Raw genomic sequence first — 26,324 nt, 5'->3', positions numbered from 1 at the left:
GTAACTCCTGATCAGGAGTTACCAAGCGACGTTTTGGGAAGAAACCTTCTTCCCAAAAGCTCGCGCCGCTATCCATCTCCTCCCTGCCTGCGGCGAGGAAGGGGAATTCCGCGAAAACCAAGTTAAAGCCGCACCGCGCTTGATATTAGTCTCCAATGTCCCCAGTAGTTGATGCTCTTGAGGAAATTTTAGCTGCAAAAGCTGCACCGCCATCAACACGGGAGCGAGTACATTATTTAAATCGTGAGCAATACCGCCAGCTAAAGTACCAATACTTTCCATGCGTTGAGCGCGTAAAAATTGGGCTTCTAGTTTGACTTTTTCCGTAATATCAGTATTAACAGTAAGGATAGATTTCGGTTGCCTCTGTTCGTCGCGCACCAGCGTCCATCGGCTTTCGACAATGATTTCTCTGCGATCGATACTAACTTGATTTAATTTACCCTGCCATTCTCCAGTTACAACTACCGTTTCTAGTGGTTCCTGGATCTGAGAAAAGTTTTCGCTATATAAAAGTCGATCGATATTTTGGTTGAGAACTTCCGCAGCAAGCCAGCCCTAAAGACGCTCGGCGCTTTTGTTCCAAAATATAATTTTGCCATCCTATAGAACGCACCGCGATCGCATCGGTAGCAATATCTAAAAGCGCCGCTTGTTCGCGGATTTGCTGCTCGGAGCGTTTGCAACTTGTAATATCTCGTGTAATCGCCAATTGCACGCACTCTTTAGTTAAAGGATTGCATAGCGGTACGGCATGAGTTTCTAGCCACACCGAGCGACCTTTGCAGCTAATTAGCTCAAATTCTAAGGAGCCTTTTTCACCCAAATTACACACATTTTCATTGAAAACCTGGAATTGCTCTCTATATTCCTTGGCAATTAAATCATAGACCGATTTTCCAATTGCTACATCGGCGGTTTCTGCCTCAATCATTGTTAGTCCCGCCGCATTCATTTCTAATAAAGTGCCATCTGCTGCCACTATTTTCACGCATTCAGGTTCGGTATCAACTATTGCCCGCAGCCTGAGCGTTGCTTTCTCTTAATGCTTTTTCTACCTGCTGGCGCTGGGTAATATCGCGGGAAGCAGCGTCAATTTCAACAATTTCACCAGTTTGAACATTTTGAAGCGCTCGGCTAATTGTTTCCAACCAAATATAATTGCCGGAAGCAGTGCGAATGCGATAGGTAATCGTATTACTGTTACCTAAATTGAGTATAGCTAAATGAGATTTTTTGAGGTTCTCTGAGTCGTCAGGATGAAAAAATTCATAGGCATTACGCCCAACTAAATCTTCTGGCGCGTAGCCTAAAATTCCTCTACTTGCTGGCGATGCGTAGAGATAAATTCCTTCTGGCGTATGCCTGGAAATCATATCTGTAGAATTTTCTGCCAAAAGTCGAAACTGCGCCTCGTTTTCTTGGAGTTGGGCGGCGGCTTGTTGGCGCTTGGTAATATCCCACTTAATAAAATAATAGAGCAAACCCAAAAGGAGCAAATTTAGCAACGTAGCTAGAGACAAAGTAGCAATAGTTTTGTAAAAACTAGCTGTAGATTGCCCAGAACGCTGCTCTAATAAGATATTTTCTGTGGTTTCCATTTGGGCAATAATCTGACGCACCTCGTCCATAGCTCTTTTGCCCCTGCCAGACTGGACAACTTGCTGCGCCTCTACAATGCCTTTAGCTGTTTGCAAGTCTAAAGTTTCTTTGAGGATACTTAACCTTTGACTAATTTTTTGCTTTAGTAGCACTAGCCGTTGCTGTTGAGTGGGGTTATCGGCGGTCAATTGTTGGAGATTCTGGACGTGGGTACTATTTTTGCTAATAGCAGCAAAATACGGTTCTAAATAAGTTTCATCTGTGGTCAGCAAGTAACCGCGCTGCCCTGCTTCTGCGTCTTTTAATGTTGAAAATGTACTTTCAAGCTCTTTGAGAACTTGATGAGTGTGAGTTACAAGCTGCTCGTTTTTGCTCAACTGGCGCGTATTGAAGTAGGAAATTGCACCGTTTGCCACTACTAGCACTGATACTATCCCTAATACTACTGTGAGCCGCCTCGTGATAAACTTATTCATTTTGGTGCAGTTGTAGTTGGCTCGTGCAATGAGAGTGCTGATAATCGGGAGATCGCATTCTACGCAATTAGCTAAACATTCTAGTTTCTAGCCGCTCGCTCCTATTTTATATGCCAATAAAAATCTACCTCTTTAGATAGTCACATATTATTTATAATTTGTTTTAGTTCCGTCAAAGTATTGGTTTTAGAGTCTTGGTGTTAAGAAAAAATTTATCTAGCCAAGGATTGTCGGCAAAATTTTCTAGCATTACTTGCGATTTTCTTGACAACCATAACGCTATGTGCTGATAATAATAGTTTGTGAAAACTTTACATTTAATAAAAACCCTTGGCTAACGTCATAGTAATTGGAGCCCAGTGGGGCGATGAAGGAAAAGGCAAGATCACCGATTTGCTCAGTAAGTCAGCAGATATTGTTGTACGTTACCAAGGGGGTGTAAATGCCGGACACACAATTGTAGTTAAGGGGCAAACCTTTAAGCTGCACCTCATCCCTTCGGGTATTTTGTACCCTGATACAGAGTGTATTATTGGTTGCGGCACGGTAATTGACCCCCAAGTTTTGATTGGCGAACTAGAGCAATTAAAAAAACTAAATATTTCTACCCAAAACCTGCAAATTTCGGAAACCGCTCACGTTACCATGCCTTACCATCGGCTGATCGACATCGCCGCCGAAGACAGGCGGGGAAGCCATAAAATTGGGACGACAGGGCGGGGAATTGGACCAACTTACGCCGACAAGTCCGAACGCACCGGGATTAGAGTTTTAGACTTGATGGATGAAAAGGGATTGCGCAAACAGCTAAAGTGGGCGATAGATTACAAAAACGTCATTTTAGAAAAGCTGTACGAAATCCAACCCTTAGATCCAGAAGTAGTAATCGAGCAGTATTTGCAGTACGCGGAAGTATTGCGCCCTTACGTTGTCGATACTTCCCTAAAAATTTACGATGCAATTTGTCGCCGCCGCAATATTTTATTTGAAGGCGCTCAAGGAACCCTGCTAGATTTAGATCACGGCACGTACCCGTACGTCACTTCCTCAAACCCCATAGCTGGGGGAGCTTGCATCGGCACAGGAGTAGGTCCCACAGCCATCGATCGCGTGATTGGTGTAGCTAAAGCCTATACAACGCGCGTTGGTGAAGGACCATTTCCCACCGAACTTGACGAAGAAATTGGCGCGCAACTATGCGATCGCGGGGCAGAATTTGGCACTACCACGGGGCGCAAACGCCGTTGCGGGTGGTTTGATGCGGTAATTGGTCGTTACGCCGTCCGCATCAATGGCATGGATTGTTTGGCAATTACCAAGCTAGATGTCCTCGACGAACTAGAGGAAATCAAAGTATGTGTTGCCTACGAAATTGATGGAGTAGAGTTTAAAGACTTTCCCCGCAATGCCCGCCGCTTTGCCCAGTGTCGCCCCATCTACAAGGTTCTCCCAGGGTGGAAACAGTCTACTGAAGAATGCCGCTCTTTGGAAGACTTGCCTCGCCAAGCTTTGGACTATCTCAAATTCTTAGCCGAATTGATGGATGTGCCAATTGCGATCGTTTCTTTGGGCGCTAGTCGCGATCGCACAATTATTGTGGAAGATCCGATCCACGGTCCCAAACGAGCGTTATTAGATGCTAACGGTACTCCGGTAGCTTCTCAAGTTTAAATAGTTCAAATCGTTTATTTTAGTTACTTTTGTCTCATGGAAATTACAGTTGAGTGTCAAAAACGCGCCGAAGGCAGCAAGCCTAGAGCTTTACGCCGCGAAGGTTTAATTCCAGCTTCTTTGTACGGACATAAAGGTACAGAGTCGATTACGCTTACAGTCAAAGCAAAAACCCTAGAACAATTGCTAAAAAAGGCTGGGGTGAATAGTACAGTCGTCGATCTAAGTATTCCTGACTTGTCTTGGCGCGGTAAAACTTTGCTGCGGGAAGTACAAATTCATCCCGTCAAGCGCTGGGCTTATCATGTCAGCTTTTTTGCGCTAGCGGCTCAAGAAAGCGTGGAAGTGGAAGTACCCGTTCACTTTGTGGGCGAAGCGCCAGGGGTGAAAGTAGAAGGTGGAGTTTTAGATATCGTATTGACCGAGCTTGAAGTCAAATGCGCCCCTGACAGTATCCCCGATGCCATTGAAGTTGATATTTCAAATCTACATCTCAAAGATATTTTGTATGTCAATCAGCTTGTTTTACCCCCAGGAGTTACTGTTTTGGGCGAACCAGGGCGGACTGTTGCTAGTGTAGTTCAGTCCAAGGTAAGTGCGGAAGCTGAGGCAATTATCGAGGAAGCAGTGGCAGAGTCAGGATCGACAGATTCTGCTACCCCATCAGCTTAAGCAAGGAAATAGTTGCCGTAATTTACTACCAGGAGTTAATCTCCTGGTTTTTTATTTATAAGTGAGAGTAGTCATGACATTAATTGAACAGATGTTGCAAGCGGGATTTTATCCTCATGCAGTCACAGAACCAATCGAATTGATTCAAACCCACGTTTCTTATGTATTTTTGACTGGGGATTATGCCTATAAGGTGAAAAAGCCTGTAAACTTTGGCTTTTTGGACTACTCAACCTTGGAGAAACGAGAAGGTTTTTGTCGTCAAGAATTGGAGATGAATAAGCGAGGCGCACCGGATCTTTACTTGGAAGTATTGCCTGTAACTCAAGCCGGGGACAAGTTGAGCTTGAACGGAACCGGGGAAGTAGTAGAATACGTGCTAAAAATGCGCCAGTTTCCCCAATCAGCTTTATTAAGCGAGATGTTTGAACTGGGGACGCTGACGGAGGCGCATATGGAGCAATTGGGGCGGGTAGTGGCAAAATATCACGAGCAATCCACTTCTAGCGATCGCATTCGTTCTTTTGGCGAAGTTGCCCAGGTACGGCAAGCTATTGATGAAAACTATCAGCAAACCAAAAAGTATATCGGCAATCCGCAAACTCCGGCACAGTACGCAGAAACTAAGCAATATACAGATAATTTCTTTGTCGGGCGGAGTCAATTATTTAAGAGCCGGATTGAAAACAATAAAATTCGGGAGTGTCATGGTGATTTGCACCTGAGAAATATTTGCCTGTGGCATGATGAAATTCTCTTGTTTGACTGCATTGAATTTAACGAGCCGTTTCGCTTTGTCGATGTCATGTACGATGTAGCGTTTACGGTGATGGATTTGCAAGCAAGGCAGCGTCCAGACTTTGGCAATGCTTTTTTAAATACTTATGCAGAGCAAACCGGAGACTGGGAAGGTTTGCAGGTATTGCCTTTGTATTTGAGCCGTCAAGCTTACGTTAGAGCTAAAGTAACTTCTTTTTTACTTGACGATCCGGGGATACCAGAAGCGGCGAAAGTAGAAGCGGCGGCGACAGCTAGTGGTTATTACAAACTAGCTTGGGAATATACTAAGCCCCGTCAAGGCAAATTGATTTTAATGTCTGGCTTGTCTGGGGCGGGTAAAAGTACCACCGCACGGCTAATTGCTCGGAAACTAGACGCTATTCACCTCCGCTCGGATGCTGTACGCAAACATTTAGGCAAAGTTCCTTTATCCGAGCGTGGTGGGGAGGAGCTTTATACTCCGCAAATGACTCAAAAAACTTACGATCGCCTATTGCAATTAGGAGTTATGCTGGCAAACCAAGGTTTTACAGTCATTCTAGATGCCAAGTATGATCGCGTGGCTTTGAGAACTAATGCGATCGATCTAGCAGAATTTCAGCAATTACCGTTGCAAATTATTCACTGCACGGCTCCCCTTGAAGTATTGCGCGATCGCCTCTCGGCTCGTCAGGACGATATTGCCGATGCTACAGCAGACTTATTGGAGTCTCAAATTGCTAATACTGAAGCATTTACACCAGCAGAGCAACCATATGTGCAGACATTGGATACTACTGAGCCTATAGAGCCACAATTGGCGAAAATTTACCCATAAATTGGCAAAATTGCTCGATTAGTTCTATGCGCCCAGCCGACTAGAACTAATCGAGTGCAAATTATTTTCTATTGTGATTTAAACCCAACCGCGCAAGCGATAGATAACTAAACCTACATACTCTTTTAAAGCGCGAGTGAAATTTTGCAAAGCACCGCTATCAGGCAAAGAGGCAAGTAATTTAGCTTCAAAACTACTTTGAATTTCTTGAAATTCGTTCGTGCTGACCAAAAAATCGGTAGGTGCGGCGAAAGCCGTTATTTTTTGACGTTTAAATATTGCTAGACTTCGGGGCATATGCATGGCAGAAGTTACAAGTAGAATATTTTTGATTTTCCGGCTATTGAGTATTTTTTGGACATTTACCGCATTTTCGCGAGTATTGTAAGAACTTGGCTCTTGAATAATTGCGGATGGGGGAACTCCAACTTGAGTCAAAATTTCTGCCATATCCTTTGATTCTGGGGAACCACTACCCCGCCAAGCAATACGTCCGCCACTGACAATAATTATTGGTGCTAAACCTTGCTTGTATAGTTCAGCGCCATAAAGAACGCGATCGCCTTCTTCACTCAAATCTACTCCAGGGCGGGGAAAAAACTGCGATTTTGTTGCCCCACCCAAAACAACAATTGCCTCCGCTTGGGGTAACTGCGTGGGGGTATTTTGCCATTCCAGACTCCGCAGCAAAGACAAAGAAACCCAAGTGTTACTCGTAACTACCAAGATAACTAAAGCAGAGGCAATAGGAATTGCCACAAAGCGCGATTTTTTCCACAGCATTACCAATGCTATTACCAGTAAAATACATGACAGTCCCAAGGGATAAATAAATAAAGGTAGTAGTTTGGATAGAAATAGAAACATTGGTTGTGTGGCTACTCCAACGTAAATACTAAACATTGAAGCATCAAAAACGACTGTCTGCTAATACTGGGGTTAAAGACTCCGCGCTTTTAGTTAGCAAGTCACGGGCAGTTAATTCTATACTATAGGTAGGATGGCTGTTTAGGAAGCAGAGTAAAAGTAAGCAATTATGACAACTTACGAGACTAAGATCGCTCGCTCTTATAGTCAAGAAGATATCCAGCAAATTCTCTCTATTGCGATCGCTCGTCAATCTGACGATAGTGAATTTTCCTACGAGCAGCTATTAGAAATTGCTGAAGAACTAGAAATTTCCCCCGAATCTTTGCAACAGTCAGAAATAGAGTGGCGATCGCAAAATACGATCGTGCGCCAAAAGCAATCGTTTGATTTGTACCGCCGCCACAAGCTCCAAAAGAAGTTTGGTAATTATGCGATCGCCAACTCTTTTTTAGTACCAATCAATTTACTCAGTTCTGGCGAAGTTTCATGGTCGCTGTATATTCTACTAATTTGGGGTCTGAAAGTTGGTCTTGATACCTGGAATACTTACTACTCCAATGGTGAGGAGTACGAAAGAGCTTTCCAAAAGTGGTCTAGGCAACATCAGTTAAAACAATCGGTAAATACTTTCATGGGCAATATTAATAAGTTGTTGAAAGCATACCAGTCTAGATAGAATGCTCTTTTAAATCTTCTAAAGCAACGTGTTCGAGAGCAGAAGCATGAGTTGCAGCTAAGTTGACGGGTGGCGCGACACCAGCTTCCATTGCTTCTTGCCAACGAGAAGCACACAAGCACCAACAATCGCCAGGCTTCAAACCAGGGAAATTAGCTCTAGGGGTACTTAAATCGTTGCCTTGAACCTTAGTATATTCCAAAAATTCCGCCGTAACTTTGGCACAAACAACGTGTACGCCAAAGTCTCCCGCACCTGTACTACATTTTCCATCCCGATAATATCCAGTCATGGGCGAAGTGCAGCAAGTTTCTAGTTCTCCCCCCACAACATTTTGAGCATTAGTCATTTTATTTGTTCAAAAAACGCTTACGCCATATTACTGCTCTAACGCCAAAAACAAATCGACTTAACGGATTAACTTTTTATTGTCTATTTGCAGACACCCATGCACAGAAAGTTGCTGACTCAATCTATCCAAATAGTTAATTGCTAGGACAAGGTGAAAAATTAAAACCTCTATCTAGAGAGCGTTTTGGTTGATGAGCCTGATGAAGTAAAACTAGAATGCTAAAATTTAACTGCGATTGTATTTTATGAAACTAAATCATTTTACTAAACAGCTTTCGACTGTAGGACATTGGGTAGCTACAACTCTATTTTGTCTAAGTGCGATTACTTTTGTATGGCAAGGTGCGTTTTTTGCAAACAATTCGGCAATGGCATCACCAACATTAGTTGCAGCTAGAGATGCAGGAGACAAAGTTAAAGAAAAAGCTGATGACGTTGCCAAAGGCTCCAAGAACTTTATTCGCGATACGAAAGACAAAGTTAAGGATGCTGCTAGTAGCAATGCCAAAAAAGTTGAAAAATCTACCGATAGCGATAGTAATGTTGAGAGCAAAGCTAAGAGCGACAGAGACACAATCTACAAAAGAGCAGACGAAGATGCGGCTCGAACTGAGAAAGCAGTAGACAAGTCAATGAATGCTGTAGAGCGCGCTGTTGATAACATCAAAGACGCTTTTAACTAAGTTGATAGAGGATCGGCATAATCAATAAGCTGGTTGGTTATGCTGATTTGCGCGATCGTATCACTACACCACCTGAGAATTCGTTTCACACTATCTGGATTTTGGACACCAACAAGTAAGATTTCAGGTCTACCCCCATCGCTCGAACCGCAAGATAATGTTTGCGATCGGCGGCAGACAACCCACTCGTTACAAGCGAGATCTCTTATCCGCCTGCTCCAGTTGTTATACGGCGGTTTGCACCACCCAATTTTCTAGGACTGTCGCCAATTCTCGGTCTGTAGACCAGGAACTCGCTCAAATTCTCGTTGGTTTGCTGTAATCATGAGGAGGTTATGTCGAAGTGCAGTAGCTGCAATCAAGACATCTAATTCCGGCTTCGTCGAGCGCTTTTACAAATGGGCTAACCCACTACTAATCGGAAGCTTTTTGGAGTGCTTCAAAGAATAACTGCCCGCCCTCCAACTGTCACTCGCTTCATCAAATCAGCCAGGTTTATCTTCCCTGACCGAGAACACCAGAAACGTTTCCAGTCATATACCTGCTTCAACAGATTGAATAGCTATTAGGGAACAACTCTTTTTCAAAGATAACTTCATTTAAAAGTCTTTGTGCCTTTGCCTTACTCTTTGCCTGAAAACATAGCTTGACAGGATCGCTTCTAACGGATTTTGCAGCCCAGTTCATAGCTTAAGCAGACTAACAGTTTGCGATCGCGACTGTTAATATCTTTGCGCCTTACATTGCTGAAATAAAAACAATACTTAAAAAAAAGGAGGTTGCGATCGCAACTGTCAGTATCTTTGCGTTCTACCTATGCGACTTTGACCAGTGTGTTACACCAAAATTATTAACCTGCTGTCTAAGATAAATGCTAGGAACTAACTGGAGGGGCTAATTTCCATACTCTAGAATACTCTTTAATAACCTGCCGCCCTGTTTGAGAGAGAAATTGGGTCACACCTTGAGTAGCGATCTTGGCTGAATCTCGACGGCGCTGAAACTCACCTTCTTGGCTATGATATCTTTTTGCAAGATAAATCATTGAGTTCGTGACATAGTGTTTGTTGATCAGGTGAAAATTGCAGCCTAGTAACATAGATAAGATGGCTAAATTGGCAGATATTTCGTTCTCTATCTCCTCAAATTTCATCGTTATCTGATATGAATAAATAGTTGCATGAGATGCTTTGCAGAGGATCTCCCAAAGAGTTTTTAGTTCAGTAATATCTGGTACAATAATTTTCTTTAAAATTGCATTAGAAAAATAGATCGTCTCTCCAGCTACCCATTTAGATATAAGGTTGTCACGTTGTCGCAAGGACGAAAATTTTGCAATCATCAATGCTTCATGTACTGAACGTAGTAGCACCAAGCCAGAGCCATATAAACCATCTATTGTTAGAATAAGGCTTGAGTAAAGTGCAATTTCATTTTTAATCAATGCTGATATAATCGGTGCTTCTGCATCGCTATGTTGAGTAAGGTTGTGATGTTGAGTAAGGTTGTGTTTCCCTAGAAACCCATGAAATAATTTAACATACTCATACTGTGCATTCATACATTCTTGTATTGCTGATATACGTTCAGAGAATTTTTCTTGAGAGAGATATCGGTTGATCTGACGTTTTTTCTCTAATTCCTGAAATTGCATAAATATTAAAATCTAAGTTACTAGTTATACTAACTATACTAAGTAGTTTAATTATTTATAACTAAATTATAGCTACTGCCACCGCTAAAAATCAAAGCAGGCTGATTGTTTTTTATACTGAAACTTTTGTACAAGCATCATGGCTATTTTTGAGCGTAACATACAGAAACTTTCTTCATAGCATCTATATTTGAGATTATCCAAAAATTTTTCGTATATCCACCTTAAAGGAAGTATTGTACAAAAAGATTTTGTATATCCTAATGGTTTACTTTGCAACTTTACTTAGATAGACTGGACTAAATTTTGTAAATAATAGTTAGCATAAACTTGACTAATGTGTTCTTGTTCTAAACGTTTTCCATGAAGTGATAAATGAGCATATAAAGTCTGTTCTCCGGCAGTCAAGTAAGGTAAAGTTACAGTACCCCCGCTTGAATTATAAACAGCAAATTCTTGGAAAGTTTCAAAAGTTTTAATGTCCATCATTATAGATATCGTTTGAGGGAAGTGCGATCGCAGTTGAGAAAGAATCTTAAATCCCTCTACATCCAAATCCCCCCAATAAAAAATAGGACAATGTAATAGCCAATCAACAGACTTTAAGGCTTGAATCGCATACCCACTACCAAAAATTGCCAGACCATTGTTTTGAGCAGGTAAAGTCAGAAAATTCATTAAATTTTCCGTAATAAAGAATCGGTGAGATTCCAAGCGAAGTTGTCTAAATTCAGAAATGGGCGTACTGATATCAAAGAAGGGCAAACTATGTCTAGCTTTTATTGTTTGATCTAAGACTCTGAAACGAATAGTTGATTCGCGGTATCGCAGAGAAAACCGCTTTTCAAAAACACATTCTCTTTCACCTTCTACGGAGGTAAGCTGTTCAATTGATAAGATAGCTTCTAAAAGTCTACGCAGGATATCTTTATTTTGTTCAATGAATTTGGTGTGAACCTGAATAGGTAATTCTCGAATGTACAAGTTAGGATTGGGGTTGCGTTGAAAGTACTGGCAAACTTTGAGTAAATCATGCCAGCTTTCTCGATACTTAATTACATCTAAGGGATTTTGACAAAGCCACCAATTGAGTTTGGGAACTTCTAGGCGGACAAGTTCTATATCTGCTTTAAATTTTGAAAACTCTTGCTCTTTTTTTATTAGTTTTAAGTAGTCTTTCTCCGTTTCAATACTAATACGTTTAGGGAGGGATTGTTGTCCGTGCTTATGGGTCTTCCGAGACTCCAACTCAAGATTATAACCATAGCCTAAACTTTGTTTTGAATTGTCGATCAACTGAGTCACTTCTGTTCGCAAACTAAGGTAATCTTTAGGAAAAAAACCTATAGAAAGTTCGATAGGAAAGAAGTTTTCTTGCGTAAGAAATGAACGGAGAAATAAAGGATAGTGACTATTGGCTTTTTGTTGAATCTGAATAAAATTAATCACGATCTTGACTAAGAGTAAGCTAACAGTTTTGTCGATATTTTTCAATCGGAATAGATGCGATTTTAGAGCAGTTTCCTTCTGGTGCGTTATGGACGAAGTGAAGGCTAGAAATGGATGATTCAATTACATTGATCTTATCTTTTGGAGTTACCACTAAAAGTTGTAGGTTTAAGTTTTTAAAAAGTGCCATTGCATAACGAGCATTGCTATCATCGGATTTGCTAAATGCTTCATCAATTACCACAAAACGGAAAGACCTATTTTTTACTGTATCTTGACTTAAGCCAAATTGATAGGCGATCGCTGATGCTAAGATAGTGTAGGCTAATTTGACTTTTTGCCCGCCAGATTTTCCCGATGAATCGGTATGGTGTTCTTTTTCAGCGTTATCTGAGCGATAGCGTTCGCTGACTGAAAAATCTAGCCAATTACGAACATCGGTTACTAAACCTGTCCATCGATCTTCAGACTTAAATCGTTCAATCAGGCGTGTTTGAATATTTTTAAATCGTTCCTCATTGTCTTGGGCGCTGTAACGAGCAATATCGCCTAGACAAGCAATCAAATCTTGCTTAAAGTCTCGAATTTCACGGTTACGGCTTGGATCGCAGCATAATTTGATATAGGTAGATCCTGTATAATCAATATTCTGCAAAGATTCATTTAGTTCGTCTATACTTTGCTGAATTTCTTCTTCTTGCTTTTCTAAAGAACTCTTAAATATTGAAATAGCAATGATTACTTTCTCGTTCATTAATTGTTTAAAACGTTGTTCGTGACGAGGTAAGTCATCTTTCTCTATTTGGATTTTAAGTTTAAGATATTCATCTAAATATTCCAAGGAGGTTAGCAGTTCTGAGGTTATTTCAGGAAAAGCATTTTTGAAGTTTAGCATTCGCATAGTAAGGGAACTACGGGATTCTTCCTGCTGTCGTTCTTGTTGACGGAGTTGTTCTTGAAGATCATCGCGTAAGTTAGCTTCATCTTGGGCAATTGTTTCTAGAGTCATCAGATATTTCTTAATTTTGGTACTCCAGCGCGTTGCAAATGCCTGAATATCTTGCTCAGAAATTGAGCGCATTTTATCCTCACATTCCTTCTGTTGGCTCTGATTATTGCTTTGTTTATTTTTAAGAGTTTCAAGATCTCGAATTAAATTGTCGCGGTGTTGTCCTGCTTGAGCAATTTCTTGTTGAGCGCTCTGAAGTTGTGATTCTAACTGCTTGAGATGGTTAGAACTAGCTTCTAATTGCTGTTTTTGCTCTTGAATTTTAAGACGATCGCTCTCTATTGTTCGCCAATCAATTTCCGAGAAATCAACAAACTTCATAAAGTCTTGCAGCCAAGATGTTTGTTGCATCCGTTGTTTGCGATCGCGCTCCAGTTGTTGTACTTTTTTATCAATTTGCGTAAGTTGTTGATTGATTTGTTTTAAGTCAGTTTCTAACGCTTTAATTTTGCTGGCGTTATTCCAACCCAAAATGTATTGACTGCGATCGCCAATGGAGGAGCGATCGTCTTTTTCATGCCGTTCCGCTCCATGTTTGAGCAGTCCTGTGCGAGTGATGGCAAGAGTTTCATGTTGGAACTGTTCTACCGTATCGCAACAAATATAGCTAAATTGACTCACCAATCTATCTCGTAGCCATTGTGAGAATGTATCGTTGTCTTGCTTAATTTCCAGCTTGTGAGGAATCTGTTTCAGATTGAGGGCGCGTTGTGTTGGACTGGTAACTACTGGAGTCACGCGATAGTAGACTAACCGTCCTTTCAAATGAGTCTGATATACATAAGCATTGACCGCTTGATAATGAGCATCAGAAACTAAAACGCACAAGCCAAACCCTCGAAGCAAGCGCTCGATCGCACCTTCCCATTCCTGCGCCTCAAGGCGGACTTGTAAAAGCTCTCCAATAAAGGGCAGATCGGTTTGGGCTAGATTCAAGTCACGGACAAGGCGATCGCGGATATCAAGATTGGTTTTGGGAATCTGGCTTTTGCGGCTGCGGAGAGATTTTAACTCATCGTCCAGTTTTGTTTGTTGTTTTTGTAGATCGCTACGCAGTGCGATCTCATCATCTCGTTGTGCTTCTAAAGTTTGCAACGCTTCATCAATGTCTTGCTCTAGTTTTTCTCCTTTTGTTCTTGCTGCATAAAACGTGGTGCTGTCAGTGTATGGAGGTAAATCTAATTGTTGAGCAAGGCGATTGTAATTGTCAGTCTGGTTTTTCTTGCTAGTTAGCTCTTTTTGCCGTTGTTCTAGTTCTCGCTTGAGTTCTTGCAACCTTTGCCCAACGCTATCGTTATTGATAGAAATCACTAACTGCTGCTCTTTCTGACGTTCATTTGTAAGAGTGCGATCGCATTGTGTTAATTCATCTTCGTCTTGAGTTAGCTGCTGACTGATAGCTTGCAGTTCTTGAGTTAACAAGTTGAGTTTCTTACTGGCAAAGAAAGCAGGATTAATGGGTTGAAATTGCTGTAACTTTACAACTTCGTTTTTTAGTTTTGCATATTTTTCTGCTTCTTCAGTAAGTGGTGCAAGGGACTCTAATTGTCGGCGTGCTTTTTGAATTGCCCCGTGAGAAATAGTGAGATTCTCATAACTTTCTTGCAACTCACGAATCTTTGTCTGCACATCTGTCTTTTCCAACATATGATTGCGAACAAAATCATTTAATCCGCCAATCTCTTTGATGCTGACAGTTTGATTGAATAAGTCCAAGGCTTTTTCCGATTGCAAGCCGAGGCGTTTGCGAAATTGCTGGCTGTATTTCCCAAATTCGTCAAAGACTTCTACCCCGCTTGCTTTCAAGTGTTTCTTTAAGTCTGCAATTCGAGTGGATGAGGTGAAATGAGAATCGATCGCAAGTTCGGCATTAGCGATCGCAAAAAACTTACGCACAGAGCCAGCTTCTATCCACAACACCTGTGCCAGCGTTAGGTCTTGCTTGGTAAGGCGATCGCTAAAATATGCCAGCAATACTGTCAGCGTTCCGTCTGTTCGCAGCAATTTGGGTTTTGAGCCATAGGATTCTTCCACGCGGGTACGACCATACGCCCCTTGCACGTAACTTTTTTCATCGCGTTCTTTTCTAGTTGTAGTGCTAGAGGCCTGGTTATAGTTACGGCGTTTATTGGCAACCAGTAAAGTTAGCAATGCGTCCACCAATGTTGATTTTCCCGAACCGTTCGCCCCAGTAAGTAAAGCCATATTTCCCTGCAAATCCATCACCCAAGGGCGTTTGTCAAACGTACCCCAGTTCAGTACCTCAAAGCGTTGAAGACGAAAGCCTGCCAGCGCATCAGGGTTGTGACCATTTAATTGGTCAAGATACAGGGGGATTTGCATAGTTTTCTAGCTTTTGTTTTAGAAGTTCTAGGGTATCTGCATCAATTTTGGCTTTGAGGATAGGACGCACTTCATAATTTTCATCTTGTCCAGACAGGCGTTTCAAGAATCCAAATTCGATGGTTTGCTTCACTAATCCCTCTACCTCGCGCCGAAATCTGTCTTCATTATTTTCTTCCGGTAGGTAGGGTTGTAGTAAATCTCTAATTTGTTCAATGCTGAGGACTAATCGTCCAGTAGCATCGCTGGCATCAAATTGTCGTAATTGGTCGCGCAGCAATACGCAAAAAACCGTGACTCTAAAGCTCAACTGACGACGAACAGTTAGCCGAGGTAGGGGCTCTGTCCGCTCCTCCGGCTCTGGATCTGGTTGCTCTAAATAAGCAAAGCCTTCCGTGTCATAATTTTGAACGTGCAGACCAATCTTACCAAAGTATTCCTTAATAGGAGTCAGATAGCTTTGCAACCGTTCCCAATGGGGATCGTCACTGTAAATTGCTCCTTGCAGAAGCTTGATAATTACTGGGGCATAGGATTGTAGGGGCTGAGGTTGCATTACTCTCAACGGCGAAAAATGACCTGGGGCAATGTCAGATGCAGTTGTTTATCTGACTCCAGACTGGAGATCGTGATTGAATCAATTGTACTGGTATTAATAGAATGTCGTCGATCGCCTTGGGTAGCGATCGCTAGATAAGCCACAATTTCCGGCAATCCTTGACTTACAGGATAGAGTTGAAGCAACTCTGCTAACGAAACGGCGGAATGATGTTCTAACAAGTCATCAATGCGTTGTGCTAACTCGTCCTCATTGACATAAAACTGCTGATAAAGTTCGGCGATTTCTTCCTCTAGGGTATCTTCCGGCAAGTTGCTAAAGTCTAGGGAAAAAGTTGGTGTTTCTGACTCCTCCAAAGGATGTAGCGGACGCTCCATTATCAGATTTACCGCAGGTTCGCATTCTAATTGCCAAAAATCTGACTCTGCGCTTGCACGATCTGCCACTTGTAAGGCAAGGCGTTGAACATCGGTAATTAGTTCCGCTACTCGTCGATTTTCCATTAAGTTGCGCTCGTCCAACATCTGTCGCAGTTTTTCTGTTAGTCGATGGTTGGATTGCACGATGTATTCACCCGCATCAATCAAATTGCGCTCAATCCGGCGCAGTAGCCCATTCTCCCGAATTAGAGGCTGTATTTCTTCTAGTTTATAAACGTCTTGAATCAAGGATCTGAGTTCCTGTCGCTTGCTCGTTGACATCAAAAAATTCCAGAAGGCGTAGAAACTGCGTCCCTGATCGGACTCTTTTAATTCTCGATCGGCATCCAATACCCGGCTCACCACTGCACCTTTACAAGCATCTTGCTGAAGTTGAGCTTCCTTTATAGTTCGAGTTAGGTTGCGAAAATTTTGTTCAATGTCTTTAAAATCTGCAATCAATTGACGGGTGACTTGATTTGCTAGAAAAAACCGTTCTTGCAGTTGGGTTTGATTGTAGAGAGCGACTTCTCCCGTTTGTCGAATTTGGTCGATTTCTTGCTGGAGGTGATCGCGATCTTGTTCTAACTGAGCAATCCGCTCTTCCACATCGGTGGTACTGCGATCGCGGATTTCTTTCAACAATGAGAAAATTTGCAAAAAGCGTGATTCTGTCCCTACAAACTCATCTTTTTGTTGTAAGTCTTCTAACCAGGCGATCGCTTTCTCCGCCGCCGGAGTCAATGTAAATATTGGCTCATCGCGACTATCAAAGATTTTCCGCAACAGCCCATCGTCACACCATTCGCTTAAATATTCTTTAGGGAATCGGGGATGATAAAGATCGGCATAAATTTCTTGCAGCAACTCTAGGCAGTCACTCAACTTTGTTTCTAACTCTAGTTGAGCAACAGAAATACGCTGAGTTTCTTTAAATTGTTTGTGTAAAAAGCTCAAAATTAAGGCGGCGTTACGGCTGCGAAAAAGCTTGAAAATCGGCGAGCTTTCTAGCTCATATTTAACTTGTTCGTAATCCATGAAATTATTTATTTTAAAATAATTTTACTGTACTAATTTCTGTGCATATACGCCGATGCAAAACAAGAGCTAGGTCTGAAGTTATAGGCAAACAAATATTCACTTAGACAAATTAGGTTCTACTACGTCAGGGAAACTCTCAAAATTGCGCCGCACCCAGTCCATACCAATCTCATTATTAAGCCTAATTTTCTGAGGGGTATCTGCATAAGTCTTTCTTAAAATATCTGCATCCTGCTCTACCACAACCTTGCCAAACTTGAGGTAAGTGTTGCCAAGTAGTTTAAATACAGGATGTATAGCTTGACCAAATAGTAAAATATAAGTCCGCGTGCGATTCTCAGCTTCTGGCACGAATATATGACACTGCGCGGCTTTTCCCAAAGGCATTTCTCCATGAAAAATTACCAGCGATGGGAAGTGATTTTCTAGATGGGCTTTGATTGTACTGGGCAGTAAAAATAAATCGGGTTGCTTGAGTTTCTCTACCAAGCTGTAAGGAGCGGTAGGCATATCGTAAAAAGCATGAGAATGATGCCCAATATCTGTAAATTGATGAAACTCCACATCAGTAATCCGAAACAAGTCTCTGTGAGTGCCGTTTTGGTGATTGTAGTCGTGCATATTTAGCAGCATAGTCAGCAAAGGAGTCTCTACACTTGTATCTCCGGTATGCCCGACAAAGTAGTAAGTCTCCGCAATCTCATTTAGGATGGTAGGGATTGGAACTTTCGGCTCGTGTTCGCCATAAGACCAAATAAAATCTCCCTGAACTATTAGAGGTAAAGGTTTTAGTTGAGGTAATGCTTTCTTTTCAGTTCCCGGCAAAACAGTACAACCATCAGCATCAAACTTCAGCGCGTGGAAAGGACAAACTACGGTACTATTGCAATCGCCATCAACTTCACACCATCCTTCAGACAGCATTGCTCCCATGTGCGGACAAGCATTAGGCAAGGCGCGAACATCTCCCGCCGCATCTTTCCACATTACATAGTCAACGCCATACAAGGAAATTTTGCGAGGTTGGTTGAGTGCCAGCATTGACTTATGAGCTAATAACCAAGGCGCACCCGGGAGCATAGAATGCATAACATTCTCCACTAACTTCAAAATTGTGAATAATTCGTCGCATTTACAGAATATGACAAAACATTCGCATTCGTCAAGAGAATTGCGCCGTCAGCCCAAACAGCAGCGAGGCAAAGATCGGGTTGAAAAAATCTTAGATGCAGCAGCCGCAGTATTTGACGAGGTAGGCTATGAAGCTGCTACTACTCATTTAATTGCCGCTAAAGCGGGGGCGGCAATCGGTTCTCTATATCAGTTTTTTCCAGATAAAGCCGCCGTTTTTAATGCGATGGAGCTGCGCCATATTGAGCGAGTCAAGGTAATGTGGGCGCAGACAAATACTCCAGAAATCGTACAGTTACCTCTGCGCCAAATGATTCAAGCAATAGCGGGTGCTGTTGCCCAGTTGTTTGAACAGCCTGTCTCACGAGTAGTATTTGTGCAATTTTTTATATCCCGCCAGATTTTTCAGTCGATTGATGAAAGTATGACTCAGGGCGCAATCAACTTCCTGGCAAGCATCTTAAAGCAACGCAACCCGAACCTAGGCGAGGCGCAATATAGCCTTTTAGCAGAGGTTTGCGTCCATAGTAGCAATGCAGTGATGTTGTCCGCCCTTCGCAGCCCGGATCTCCAGCACCGCCAACAGTTGACGCAGCAAATTGAAGACTTGTTAGTGTCATATTTAGAGCCGTATGTAGGCGATCGCATATCCAACGATGTAATGAAAGTAATGAAATGTCCTCATTGTCAATCGTCGCAGTTATCTAGAAACGGGTATCGACGGGGAAAGCAATGCTACCGTTGTAAGGACTGTGGCAAACAGTTTGTAGAAAAATTAAAATAGAGTGGCTGATAATGCGATCTCACTCTCCTCCCACATCAAAACACCACCTAGATTTTGGACATCAATAGGTAATCTTTCAGGCTTGCTCCCCATTTCAGTGCAACAGATTGTTAAACTCCAACGACTTGTTAACCCATCTGTCCTGAGCGTAATATGCAGATGCTTTCCTTAAGACTCTAGAATAGATGCAACCCAAATTCACCAAACAGCTTATGCCTCTGACTGAACTTGTACCCCTCCTCAAAGAATTATCTTATTCTGATAAGCTCTTGCTATTACACTTGCTGATAGGTGAGTTAGTAAAGGGATCTGGTTTAGTCCCATTGGACGAGCAAGGTAAAGTAGCTAATCAAGGTTTACATGATTCTTTTGAAGCTGCTGCTGTTTTAGCAAAGGCATTGGCAGAGGAAAACGTGGCAACACATGGTTGATCAAGTCAGATTTGCCTTTACCGAGGTAGATCCAGACCTCGGCGCATTGAGTACACTGCCTTATCTACCACTAATCCTAACTTACCAAACTCAATCTCTTAGGGTATCAGGTTTATTAGATACAGGTTCTAGTGTCAACGTATTGCCTTACGAAGTGGGGTTAAGATTGGGAGCAGTTTAGGAGCGTCAAAGGCTCTCTGTTCCATTGGGCGGCAATTTAGCGAGGTTTGAAGCGCGCGCATTAGTTTTGACGGCAACCTTGGAGCAATTTCCTGCGGTGGATCTAGCTTTTGCGTGGACAAGAGACAGAAATGCTCCTTTAATTTTGGGACATATGAATTTTTTCTTGGCTTTTGATGTGTGCTTCTATCGTTCTGAATTAGCCTTTGAAATTAGTCCTAAAAGAGTTTAGATAGGGTGCGTTGCCTGGGCAACGCACCCTACTGATGCTAATAATACTGTCATCCAGTTGTTAATCAAGGTGGTCGTAGTACTGAGGCTTACTGTCCCAAAGAGAGTAAAGCTTTAGACCACCCCAAAGATAAAGTTCACCCTTGTCGTCATACTTCTTTTTTGCTCGAAACACATTCTCTGCATTTAAGTTTTCAAGAGCAGCAACCCCAGTATCTGGAATCTCGTATCCTTGGAAAGCATCACCAACTGTACTAACTGTGATTTGTGGAAGTTTCATTAGTAGAACGGCTCCTTTTGATTCCCGTAAAACTATTGCAAAGGAGTTCCAAGCCCCTCCGTAATAGCTAGTCGCACGAAAAATTTTACCTTCCAACGTATCTATTAGATTTTTTGAGTTAAGTAAGTATCGCAGGCGATCGTGTTTTATTAGACTGGACTTATCACGGATGATACGTTCTGCGGCATGAGACGACCATCGACTTACATCATCGGAGGTTGCTAGTTTTATGCGTTTATTCTGTCTGGCTGCGAAGCGTTGAGCACAAGGTAAATAGCGTGAAGTTGTCACAAAAAGCCCTTGGTTTGCTCGCTCGTCTTCTACGACAGCACTTAAAGCTTGTACTGCTTGAAGATCAATCGGGTTAGACACAGCATATCTTTTAGCCTGCACTAGGGTTACTACTTCGCCAATCACATCGTTAGAGTATAATCGAAGATCTACACCACCATCAGATTGACCAGAGCCAAGTTGAGTTTGATATCCATTATTACGAAATATGCCGTCAAGCAAGACTTCAAACTTTCTCGGCTCAAGATGATATAGCTCATTAGGGAACTTGTGAAACCTTGTATAAATCTCTTCATACAGATCCGAGAAATCTGGCTGCACTAAGTCGCAAATCCACTGCCATTCAAAGTAGTTACGATATGCTTCTTCTAGTGTTTCCTGTAGAGAAATGTTTCTACAGGTGAAAGTTTCATTCAAAGTAGTTACGATATGCTTCTTCTAGTGTTTCATCACTAGCAACCCAAAATGTAAATACTCCACCGTCATAATTCTCAAAATAGAATTCAGTAGTGTTAATTAAATCGTCAAATTCATTATACAGTTCATCACTAGAGTAGCCAGACAAAATTTCACCAAGTTGACCATTGACGCAGAGTAACAAAACACACGGGTTCATTGGTGGTTCATCATCAAAATGCTCATTCCATGACTGAAACGAGCAATCATTCCATAATTCATTCTGCTCAGTCCAAGAGCGAATAATTGACTTGAGGTTTTGAATCTTTTTTTCAAGGTGAGCATCAAGCATACACTACAAATTGATTGGCACTTGACTAAGTTTAGAGTTTCAACAGCTTAGCTAAATTCTTATTAGCTTGACCTTACTATTGTCACCTCAACAGACAACTTAAAGTATCGTCTCACCGATAACCAAAGCCTTATAACTATTTAATATAGTGAATTTTCCGTAATGCCCCTGACACATGAACTTATAAGGTACAAAACTACTTAATTGAATATGAATATCGCGTTTAGACGATCGCATTACCTACCTAGATCAACTTTCAACAGGTGGCGCAGAATAATAAATAATCGCTAGAAAAACTATCGGTAATTCAATCAACTTTTCTGGCCCGTGTGGAATATCGCCCCGAAAGGTTAGCGAGTCGCCAGGTTCTAATAGATAGGTAGATTGCCCGTGACGATATTCAATTTTACCTTGCAGCATATGAATAAACTCTACTCCTGGATGCTCAAAAGTCGGAAAAGCCTCCGAAGCATCGTCCATTGCAATCAAAAATGGTTCAAATAACTTAGTAGATCCGCGATCGTAGGCTAAAAGATGATAGGTATGACCGCGTTTAGTCCCGCGCCTGACTACTTCCATTCCTTCGCCACTTTTGACCAATTGCGCGTCGCCTTCGGGCATATTGTAGTTGCGAAATAAAGTAGAAAGCGATACACCTAGCGCACGAGCAAGTTTTGCTAAAGTTTCTAAACTGGTTGCAGTTTGAGCGGTTTCAATTTTTGACAGCATCCCACGGGAAATATTAGCGCGATCGCATACTTCAGCAATTGTTAACCCGTGTTTCTGTCGCAATTGCCGGATCGTGTTGCCAATATAATGCTCTAGAGAACCATCATTGGTTTGTTCGGTGATGCCATGTGTTTATTTTCTACTGCAATCATTTTGCATGATCGCTCTATTCATTGACATCTATAAATAAAAAGTGCATGATATTCACTAAAGTTTCCTGTAAAGAATCTTAGCTGCTCAACTTATGCCGTTACGCTTGCTAAAATTTGCCCTAAATAAAAAGTATCCAGAACCAAGGATGTTTCGGCAATGCGATCTCCTAAAATCTAGCTACGAGGCGGTAATTATTGGCGGTGGCGGTCATGGACTAGCGGTGGCTTATATATCTAGCAAGAGATTACGGGATAATCAATGTTGCGGTTTTAGAAAAAGGCTATATTGGCGGCGGAAATACGGGACGAAATACCACAATTATTCGTTCTAACTACCTCACGCCGGAAGGAGTGAAGTTTTATGATGAATCGGTAAAACTGTGGCAGGATTTAGCACAAGATTTTGACTTAAATTTGTTTTACTCAACGCGCGGACACTTTACGCTGGCGCACACCGACGCATCGGTGCGGACAATGCGCTGGCGGGCGGAAGTAAATAAGCATTTTGGGATTGATAGCGAATTAGTTAGTCCCCAAGAAGTCCAAAAAGCTTGTCCGTACATAGATATAGATCGTGGCGGAAATGCCCCGGTTTTGGGGGGCTGTACCATGCACCCGGAAGTATTGCTCGTCATGATGCGGTGGCTTGGGGTTACGGACGCGGTGCAGACTTGCGCGGGGTTGAAATTCATCAACAGACGGAAGTATTGGGAATTGAGGTTAAAGGGGATAAAGTTACAGGAGTTAGAACTTCACGGGGTGATATTTCCACACCTAAAGTATTGTGTGCGGTAGCTGGATCTACGCCTCGAATATTAAAAATGGTGGGAATGCGATCGCACAGATAATTTAGAAAAACCTTGCTACGACTATAAAGGACTTTCGCGCAGTCGAGCTTTTATTGAAAAATTAGTAGACTCCTTGCAAGGGGCGGAGTTTGACGTTTATCAAATTGACCATGAAGACGCTAACGGTCAGTTTGAAATTAACTATACCTATACCGATGGTTTGACATCGTGCGATCGCTACATTTTCTTTAAAATGGCGGCTTCAGAAATAGCCAAAGAAATGGGGTTAGTTTGCTCGTTTATGCCGAAACCTTTTGCCAATCGTTCCAGTAACGGGATGCACATCCATATGTCGATTTCGGATGGCAAAAGCAATATATTTGCGGATGACACCGATGAAAGAAATCTAGGATTATCAAAACTAGCGTATCATTTCATGGGCGGATTGCTGGCTCACGCGCCAGCATTAACAGCTATTTGCGCGCCTACAATTAATTCTTACAAACGGCTGGTAGTTGGGCGAAGTCTAAGCGGTGCAACTTGGGCCCCAGCTTACATTACCTACGGAGATAACAATCGCTCTAGCATGGTGCGGATTCCTGGAGGGCGCTTAGAATTACGTTTAGCGGATGGATCGTGCAATCCTTATTTAGCTACAGCAGTTGCGATCGCAGCCGGGTTAGATGGCATCGAAAAAGAACTAGAACCGGGAGAACCTTACAACACTAATTTGTATGACTTTTCTGAGCAAGAAATCAAAGCTAAAGGCATTCAAACCTTACCCCAAAGTCTCTCTGAAGCGCTTGATGCTTTGGAATCCGACGAAGTAATTCCAGGGGCTTTGGGAGTATTAGCAGAGGAATTTATTAGCCTGAAGCGGATGGAATGGGTGGAATATATGCGCTACGTTTCCGAGTGGGAAGTGAAAAAATATTTGGAGTTTTTCTAAATGATAAGGGAATTAGCGATCGCTCCATCTAGCCCAACTTGTTCTGCGGTGCGCGAATTACTTGCAGAACTCGATTGTTATTTGGAAACTCTTTATCCCCCAGAAAGCAGACACGGATTAAATATCGCTGCTTTACAAGATAAATCTATTACTCTTTTTCTTGCCAAAGCTGACGATCAACCCGTTGGCTGCGGTGCTATCCAATTACAAGCATCTGGCTATGCAAAACTTAAGCGGATGTATGTGCGCCCCTCTATGCGCGGTAAAGGAATTGGGACACAGATACTTCGCCAAATTGAAGCCTTTGCTAAAAGATCCAATGTTCGCACTCTGCGTTTAGAAACTGGAGTTTATCAACCCGAAGCAATCCATCTTTATCAACAACTCGGTTACTATCCGATTCCTCCCTTCGATGACTACAAAGAAGATCCTTTATGTCTGTTTTTTGAAAAACCTCTTATTTAGAACTTATTATGTGCGGAATTGTTGGATTACTGGTTAAAAAAACTAATTTACGGGAACATTTAGGTGAATTAATGGTTCCAATGTTGATTGGTATGAGCGATCGCGGATCGGACTCGGCGGGACTTGCAGTATTTCCCGAACCCTTGGCAGACACGCATCGTAAGTATAGCTTGTATTCTGAAAGTGCCTTTAATTGGCAAGAATTAGCGCAAGATTATCAAACACATTTTGGTATTGAGGCTAATTTAACTGTACCTGTAGGCGATCACCCTTGGCACTACGCTGTGCGTACTCGCGCTGTACTAATTTCTGACCTTTCCCCAAACACCGTAAAACTATGGTTAAAACAAAATTATCCGCAGTTACATATACTGTCAACCGGACGCACAATCGACCTATACAAAGATATTGGTACACCTACAGATGTCGCTCATCGCTACAATTTCCAGTCTCTCAAAGGTTCGCATTTAGTCGGACATACTCGAATGGCGACAGAATCGGCGGTTACACCCGATCGCGCACATCCTTTCACGGCGGGGGAAGACTTTTGTTTAGTCCACAATGGATCTCTTTCTAATCCTAATGAAATTCGCCGCAAACTCGAACCACGCGGAATTAAGTTTGAAACCGATAACGATACCGAAGCTGCTTGTCGGTTTTTGGAATGGCGAATGCAAGAAGGAGACGATTTAGAAGCTGCTATGAATAAAGGGTTTGAGGAATTAGACGGTTTTTATACATTTTTGATGGGTACGGCGGACAAATTGGCATTAGTCAGAGATGCTTTTGGTTGCAAACCTGCGGTTGTGGCGGAAACAGATGATTATGTGGCGATCGCCTCTGAATTTCGCTCTCTTGCTCATTTACCTGATATAAAACACGCCCATATCTACGAACCCGTACCAGAGGAGATGTATGTATGGAAAGTATAATTTTCGATCTTACGCAAACTTCCGTGCGTGAAGTCAATCAATATCTGCATCACAACTTACTAGAGCATCCAAGTTTAATCAAAATTCTTAATTCCGATGGCGCACACAACATCGCTATTGGTCTAAATGCACCCGTTGACGTAGAAATTATCGGACATACAGGCTATTACGCCGCCAGCATGAACAGACTAGCCAACGTAACTATTACAGGCAATGCAGGTACAGGCGTTGCCGAAAATATGATGTCTGGGCGAGTCCAAGTCAAAGGCTTTGCTTCGGTTTCTGCGGGTGCTTCAGCCCATGGTGGGTTACTAATTATTGATGGTAATGCAGGTTTGCGTTGCGGTATTTCCCTTAAAGGTGGAGATATTGTTGTCGGTGGGAATGTCGGCAGTTTTTCCGCATTTATGGCACAAGCTGGGCGGATTGTAGTCTGTGGCGATGCGGGAGAAGCGTTAGGCGATTCGCTGTACGAAGCCGTAATTTATGTACGAGGAAGTATCAAATCTTTAGGCGCAGATGCCCAAATTGAACCAATGCTAGAAGCCGATTATCTAACAGTAGGAGAATTACTCGGTAAAGCAGGTTTCCCTTATCATCCCAAAGAGTTCAAACGAGTAGCATCCGCAAAGCAGCTTTATCACTGGAATGCAGACGCAAAGCAAGAATACTAATTACTTCAACTTACTTATATTTGCAGCTAATAATATATGAATCCTATGCAATCCAACGAACAATCTTGGGAATACGATCGCACTATCCTTAACTATATTCAAAATGCCGCCGCTCACGGACTCTATGAAATACGCGGATTGGGGGCAAAACGCAAGTTACCCCATTTTGATGATTTAGTATTTTTGGGTGCATCTTTATCGCGCTATCCCTTATCGCTCTTTCATCACTCTAGGCAGAGGAAAATGAGAGGTAATCGAAACCTGAGATGTCTGGAATAGCACCACGCATCCGATTCATGAAGGCAATTAGCGTTGAAAAACCAATTGATAAATGTGGAATTGGGAAAACTTTGAGCCAAGGTTTAACGGATTTCGCGGAATTCCCCTTCCTCGCCGCAGGCAGGGAGGGGATGGATAGCGGGAGACTCTTAGTCTCCAATTAGTCTTGACTTTCACTTCTAGGTATGAGATTATACATATACCCAAA

23 protein-coding genes and 7 pseudogenes are annotated in these 26,324 nt (G+C 42.3%); 15 read left to right on the top strand and 15 right to left on the bottom strand.

The window, feature by feature from the left end:
* Nucleotides 1–18: 18 nt before the first annotated feature.
* The 3 genes from AC2VE5_RS16050 to AC2VE5_RS16040 form a co-directional block, all read right to left on the bottom strand.
* Nucleotides 19–381 (bottom strand): hypothetical protein, encoded by a 363-nt coding sequence (locus tag AC2VE5_RS16050; RefSeq protein ID WP_486888734.1) that lies wholly within the window; start codon nucleotides 379–381, stop codon nucleotides 19–21.
* Between the two features lie 124 nt (nucleotides 382–505).
* Entirely contained in the window at nucleotides 506–982 is a 477-nt protein-coding gene (locus AC2VE5_RS16045) for a PAS domain-containing protein (RefSeq protein WP_486888733.1), read from the bottom strand.
* A 25-nt stretch (nucleotides 983–1,007) separates the two neighbouring features.
* Nucleotides 1,008–2,078, bottom strand: coding sequence for a CHASE3 domain-containing protein (locus tag AC2VE5_RS16040; protein ID WP_486888732.1), 1,071 nt, complete (start codon nucleotides 2,076–2,078; stop codon nucleotides 1,008–1,010).
* 330 nt (nucleotides 2,079–2,408) lie between these two features.
* On the opposite strand from AC2VE5_RS16040, the gene AC2VE5_RS16035 reads away from it, so the two are divergent.
* The 3 genes from AC2VE5_RS16035 (at nucleotide 2,409) to AC2VE5_RS16025 (ending at nucleotide 6,018) form a co-directional block, all read left to right on the top strand.
* The gene (locus tag AC2VE5_RS16035) at nucleotides 2,409–3,749 is read left to right on the top strand and encodes an adenylosuccinate synthase (RefSeq protein WP_486888731.1); all 1,341 of its coding nucleotides are present in this window, start codon (nucleotides 2,409–2,411) and stop codon (nucleotides 3,747–3,749) included.
* A 36-nt stretch (nucleotides 3,750–3,785) separates the two neighbouring features.
* Nucleotides 3,786–4,421, top strand: coding sequence for a 50S ribosomal protein L25/general stress protein Ctc (locus tag AC2VE5_RS16030; protein ID WP_486888730.1), 636 nt, complete (start codon nucleotides 3,786–3,788; stop codon nucleotides 4,419–4,421).
* A 73-nt stretch (nucleotides 4,422–4,494) separates the two neighbouring features.
* Nucleotides 4,495–6,018 (top strand): bifunctional aminoglycoside phosphotransferase/ATP-binding protein, encoded by a 1,524-nt coding sequence (locus AC2VE5_RS16025; RefSeq protein ID WP_486888729.1) that lies wholly within the window; start codon nucleotides 4,495–4,497, stop codon nucleotides 6,016–6,018.
* A 78-nt stretch (nucleotides 6,019–6,096) separates the two neighbouring features.
* Here AC2VE5_RS16025 and AC2VE5_RS16020 read toward each other — a convergent pair whose 3' ends face one another.
* Complete coding sequence (locus tag AC2VE5_RS16020; RefSeq protein ID WP_486888728.1) at nucleotides 6,097–6,885, bottom strand: YdcF family protein; 789 nt, start codon at nucleotides 6,883–6,885, stop codon at nucleotides 6,097–6,099.
* Between the two features lie 169 nt (nucleotides 6,886–7,054).
* Between AC2VE5_RS16020 and AC2VE5_RS16015 the strand changes: the two genes are divergently transcribed.
* Nucleotides 7,055–7,564, top strand: coding sequence for a 2TM domain-containing protein (locus AC2VE5_RS16015; protein ID WP_486888727.1), 510 nt, complete (start codon nucleotides 7,055–7,057; stop codon nucleotides 7,562–7,564).
* Here AC2VE5_RS16015 and AC2VE5_RS16010 read toward each other — a convergent pair.
* Nucleotides 7,557–7,913, bottom strand: a complete 357-nt coding sequence (locus tag AC2VE5_RS16010; protein ID WP_486888726.1) for a DUF2237 family protein — start codon at nucleotides 7,911–7,913, stop codon at nucleotides 7,557–7,559. The genes AC2VE5_RS16015 and AC2VE5_RS16010 overlap by 8 nt on opposite strands.
* A gap of 247 nt (nucleotides 7,914–8,160) precedes the next feature.
* Between AC2VE5_RS16010 and AC2VE5_RS16005 the strand changes: the two genes are divergently transcribed.
* On the top strand, nucleotides 8,161–8,598 hold the full coding sequence (locus AC2VE5_RS16005) for a hypothetical protein (protein WP_486888725.1): 438 nt from the start codon (nucleotides 8,161–8,163) through the stop codon (nucleotides 8,596–8,598).
* Between the two features lie 254 nt (nucleotides 8,599–8,852).
* Here the strand turns inward: AC2VE5_RS16005 and AC2VE5_RS16000 are convergent.
* From AC2VE5_RS16000 to AC2VE5_RS15970, 7 genes and pseudogenes are all read right to left on the bottom strand, one after another.
* A pseudogene (locus AC2VE5_RS16000) lies at nucleotides 8,853–8,966 on the bottom strand (type II toxin-antitoxin system VapC family toxin); the annotation flags it as partial.
* Nucleotides 8,967–9,472: 506 nt separating this feature from the next.
* Nucleotides 9,473–10,252: a hypothetical protein gene (locus AC2VE5_RS15995; protein ID WP_486888724.1), complete on the bottom strand. Its 780-nt coding sequence runs from the start codon at nucleotides 10,250–10,252 to the stop codon at nucleotides 9,473–9,475.
* A gap of 285 nt (nucleotides 10,253–10,537) precedes the next feature.
* The gene (locus AC2VE5_RS15990) at nucleotides 10,538–11,701 is read right to left on the bottom strand and encodes a DUF3322 domain-containing protein (protein ID WP_486888723.1); all 1,164 of its coding nucleotides are present in this window, start codon (nucleotides 11,699–11,701) and stop codon (nucleotides 10,538–10,540) included.
* 19 nt (nucleotides 11,702–11,720) lie between these two features.
* Entirely contained in the window at nucleotides 11,721–15,053 is a 3,333-nt protein-coding gene (locus tag AC2VE5_RS15985) for an ATP-binding protein (protein ID WP_486888722.1), read from the bottom strand.
* The gene (locus AC2VE5_RS15980) at nucleotides 15,031–15,609 is read right to left on the bottom strand and encodes a DUF4194 domain-containing protein (RefSeq protein WP_486888721.1); all 579 of its coding nucleotides are present in this window, start codon (nucleotides 15,607–15,609) and stop codon (nucleotides 15,031–15,033) included. The genes AC2VE5_RS15985 and AC2VE5_RS15980 overlap by 23 nt, the downstream gene beginning before the upstream one ends.
* Before the next feature lie 5 nt (nucleotides 15,610–15,614).
* Entirely contained in the window at nucleotides 15,615–17,069 is a 1,455-nt protein-coding gene (locus AC2VE5_RS15975; protein WP_486888720.1) for a DUF3375 domain-containing protein, read from the bottom strand.
* A gap of 99 nt (nucleotides 17,070–17,168) precedes the next feature.
* Nucleotides 17,169–18,161, bottom strand: a complete 993-nt coding sequence (locus AC2VE5_RS15970; RefSeq protein ID WP_486888719.1) for a Rieske 2Fe-2S domain-containing protein — start codon at nucleotides 18,159–18,161, stop codon at nucleotides 17,169–17,171.
* A 52-nt stretch (nucleotides 18,162–18,213) separates the two neighbouring features.
* Here AC2VE5_RS15970 and AC2VE5_RS15965 point away from each other — a divergent pair.
* The 4 genes and pseudogenes from AC2VE5_RS15965 to AC2VE5_RS15950 form a co-directional block, all read left to right on the top strand.
* Nucleotides 18,214–18,816: pseudogene (locus AC2VE5_RS15965) on the top strand (TetR/AcrR family transcriptional regulator); the annotation flags it as partial.
* Nucleotides 18,817–18,873: 57 nt separating this feature from the next.
* A pseudogene (locus AC2VE5_RS15960) lies at nucleotides 18,874–18,972 on the top strand (IS1/IS1595 family N-terminal zinc-binding domain-containing protein); the annotation flags it as partial.
* Between the two features lie 200 nt (nucleotides 18,973–19,172).
* Entirely contained in the window at nucleotides 19,173–19,418 is a 246-nt protein-coding gene (locus AC2VE5_RS15955) for a hypothetical protein (RefSeq protein ID WP_486888718.1), read from the top strand.
* Nucleotides 19,411–19,830 (top strand): annotated as a pseudogene (locus tag AC2VE5_RS15950) (hypothetical protein). The gene AC2VE5_RS15955 and the pseudogene AC2VE5_RS15950 overlap by 8 nt, the downstream one beginning before the upstream one ends.
* Before the next feature lie 60 nt (nucleotides 19,831–19,890).
* Here AC2VE5_RS15950 and AC2VE5_RS15945 read toward each other — a convergent pair.
* From AC2VE5_RS15945 to AC2VE5_RS15935, 3 genes are all read right to left on the bottom strand, one after another.
* Entirely contained in the window at nucleotides 19,891–20,817 is a 927-nt protein-coding gene (locus tag AC2VE5_RS15945) for a restriction endonuclease (RefSeq protein ID WP_486888717.1), read from the bottom strand.
* Nucleotides 20,810–21,148 (bottom strand): hypothetical protein, encoded by a 339-nt coding sequence (locus AC2VE5_RS15940; RefSeq protein ID WP_486888716.1) that lies wholly within the window; start codon nucleotides 21,146–21,148, stop codon nucleotides 20,810–20,812. Before AC2VE5_RS15940 ends, AC2VE5_RS15945 begins: the two co-directional genes overlap by 8 nt.
* A 249-nt stretch (nucleotides 21,149–21,397) precedes the next feature.
* Entirely contained in the window at nucleotides 21,398–22,000 is a 603-nt protein-coding gene (locus AC2VE5_RS15935; protein ID WP_486888735.1) for a helix-turn-helix domain-containing protein, read from the bottom strand.
* A 121-nt stretch (nucleotides 22,001–22,121) separates the two neighbouring features.
* On the opposite strand from AC2VE5_RS15935, the pseudogene AC2VE5_RS15930 reads away from it, so the two are divergent.
* From AC2VE5_RS15930 to AC2VE5_RS15905, 6 genes and pseudogenes are all read left to right on the top strand, one after another.
* A pseudogene (locus AC2VE5_RS15930) lies at nucleotides 22,122–22,868 on the top strand (FAD-dependent oxidoreductase); the annotation flags it as partial.
* Nucleotides 22,864–23,766 (top strand): annotated as a pseudogene (locus AC2VE5_RS15925) (type III glutamate--ammonia ligase); the annotation flags it as partial. The pseudogenes AC2VE5_RS15930 and AC2VE5_RS15925, both read left to right, overlap by 5 nt.
* On the top strand, nucleotides 23,767–24,231 hold the full coding sequence (locus tag AC2VE5_RS15920; protein WP_486888715.1) for a GNAT family N-acetyltransferase: 465 nt from the start codon (nucleotides 23,767–23,769) through the stop codon (nucleotides 24,229–24,231). It abuts the pseudogene before it with no gap.
* Nucleotides 24,232–24,239: 8 nt separating this feature from the next.
* The gene (locus AC2VE5_RS15915; protein ID WP_486888713.1) at nucleotides 24,240–25,163 is read left to right on the top strand and encodes a class II glutamine amidotransferase; all 924 of its coding nucleotides are present in this window, start codon (nucleotides 24,240–24,242) and stop codon (nucleotides 25,161–25,163) included.
* Nucleotides 25,151–25,837: a protein glxC gene (locus AC2VE5_RS15910; RefSeq protein WP_486888712.1), complete on the top strand. Its 687-nt coding sequence runs from the start codon at nucleotides 25,151–25,153 to the stop codon at nucleotides 25,835–25,837. Before AC2VE5_RS15915 ends, AC2VE5_RS15910 begins: the two co-directional genes overlap by 13 nt.
* A 36-nt stretch (nucleotides 25,838–25,873) precedes the next feature.
* Nucleotides 25,874–26,050 (top strand): annotated as a pseudogene (locus AC2VE5_RS15905) (FMN-binding glutamate synthase family protein); the annotation flags it as partial.
* Nucleotides 26,051–26,324: the final 274 nt, after the last annotated feature.

The organism is Aliterella sp. E5.1, assembly GCF_057473825.1.
The sequence above is the reverse complement of the archived record's forward strand: the minus strand, read 5'-3'. Positions and strand labels throughout refer to the sequence as shown.

Bases quoted from the DNA above. Each gene is read 5' to 3' on its own strand.
- AC2VE5_RS16040 (WP_486888732.1), bottom strand. From the start codon at position 2,078: ATGAATAAGTTTATCACGAGGCGGCTCACAGTAGTATTAGGGATAGTA.
- AC2VE5_RS16030 (WP_486888730.1), top strand. From the start codon at position 3,786: ATGGAAATTACAGTTGAGTGTCAAAAACGCGCCGAAGGCAGCAAGCCT.
- AC2VE5_RS16025 (WP_486888729.1), top strand. From the start codon at position 4,495: ATGACATTAATTGAACAGATGTTGCAAGCGGGATTTTATCCTCATGCA.
- AC2VE5_RS16020 (WP_486888728.1), bottom strand. From the start codon at position 6,885: ATGTTTCTATTTCTATCCAAACTACTACCTTTATTTATTTATCCCTTG.
- AC2VE5_RS16015 (WP_486888727.1), top strand. From the start codon at position 7,055: ATGACAACTTACGAGACTAAGATCGCTCGCTCTTATAGTCAAGAAGAT.
- AC2VE5_RS16010 (WP_486888726.1), bottom strand. From the start codon at position 7,913: ATGACTAATGCTCAAAATGTTGTGGGGGGAGAACTAGAAACTTGCTGC.
- AC2VE5_RS16005 (WP_486888725.1), top strand. From the start codon at position 8,161: ATGAAACTAAATCATTTTACTAAACAGCTTTCGACTGTAGGACATTGG.
- AC2VE5_RS15995 (WP_486888724.1), bottom strand. From the start codon at position 10,252: ATGCAATTTCAGGAATTAGAGAAAAAACGTCAGATCAACCGATATCTC.
- AC2VE5_RS15985 (WP_486888722.1), bottom strand. From the start codon at position 15,053: ATGCAAATCCCCCTGTATCTTGACCAATTAAATGGTCACAACCCTGAT.
- AC2VE5_RS15980 (WP_486888721.1), bottom strand. From the start codon at position 15,609: ATGCAACCTCAGCCCCTACAATCCTATGCCCCAGTAATTATCAAGCTT.
- AC2VE5_RS15975 (WP_486888720.1), bottom strand. From the start codon at position 17,069: ATGGATTACGAACAAGTTAAATATGAGCTAGAAAGCTCGCCGATTTTC.
- AC2VE5_RS15970 (WP_486888719.1), bottom strand. From the start codon at position 18,161: ATGCATTCTATGCTCCCGGGTGCGCCTTGGTTATTAGCTCATAAGTCA.
- AC2VE5_RS15955 (WP_486888718.1), top strand. From the start codon at position 19,173: ATGCAACCCAAATTCACCAAACAGCTTATGCCTCTGACTGAACTTGTA.
- AC2VE5_RS15940 (WP_486888716.1), bottom strand. From the start codon at position 21,148: ATGCTTGATGCTCACCTTGAAAAAAAGATTCAAAACCTCAAGTCAATT.
- AC2VE5_RS15920 (WP_486888715.1), top strand. From the start codon at position 23,767: ATGATAAGGGAATTAGCGATCGCTCCATCTAGCCCAACTTGTTCTGCG.
- AC2VE5_RS15915 (WP_486888713.1), top strand. From the start codon at position 24,240: ATGTGCGGAATTGTTGGATTACTGGTTAAAAAAACTAATTTACGGGAA.
- AC2VE5_RS15910 (WP_486888712.1), top strand. From the start codon at position 25,151: ATGGAAAGTATAATTTTCGATCTTACGCAAACTTCCGTGCGTGAAGTC.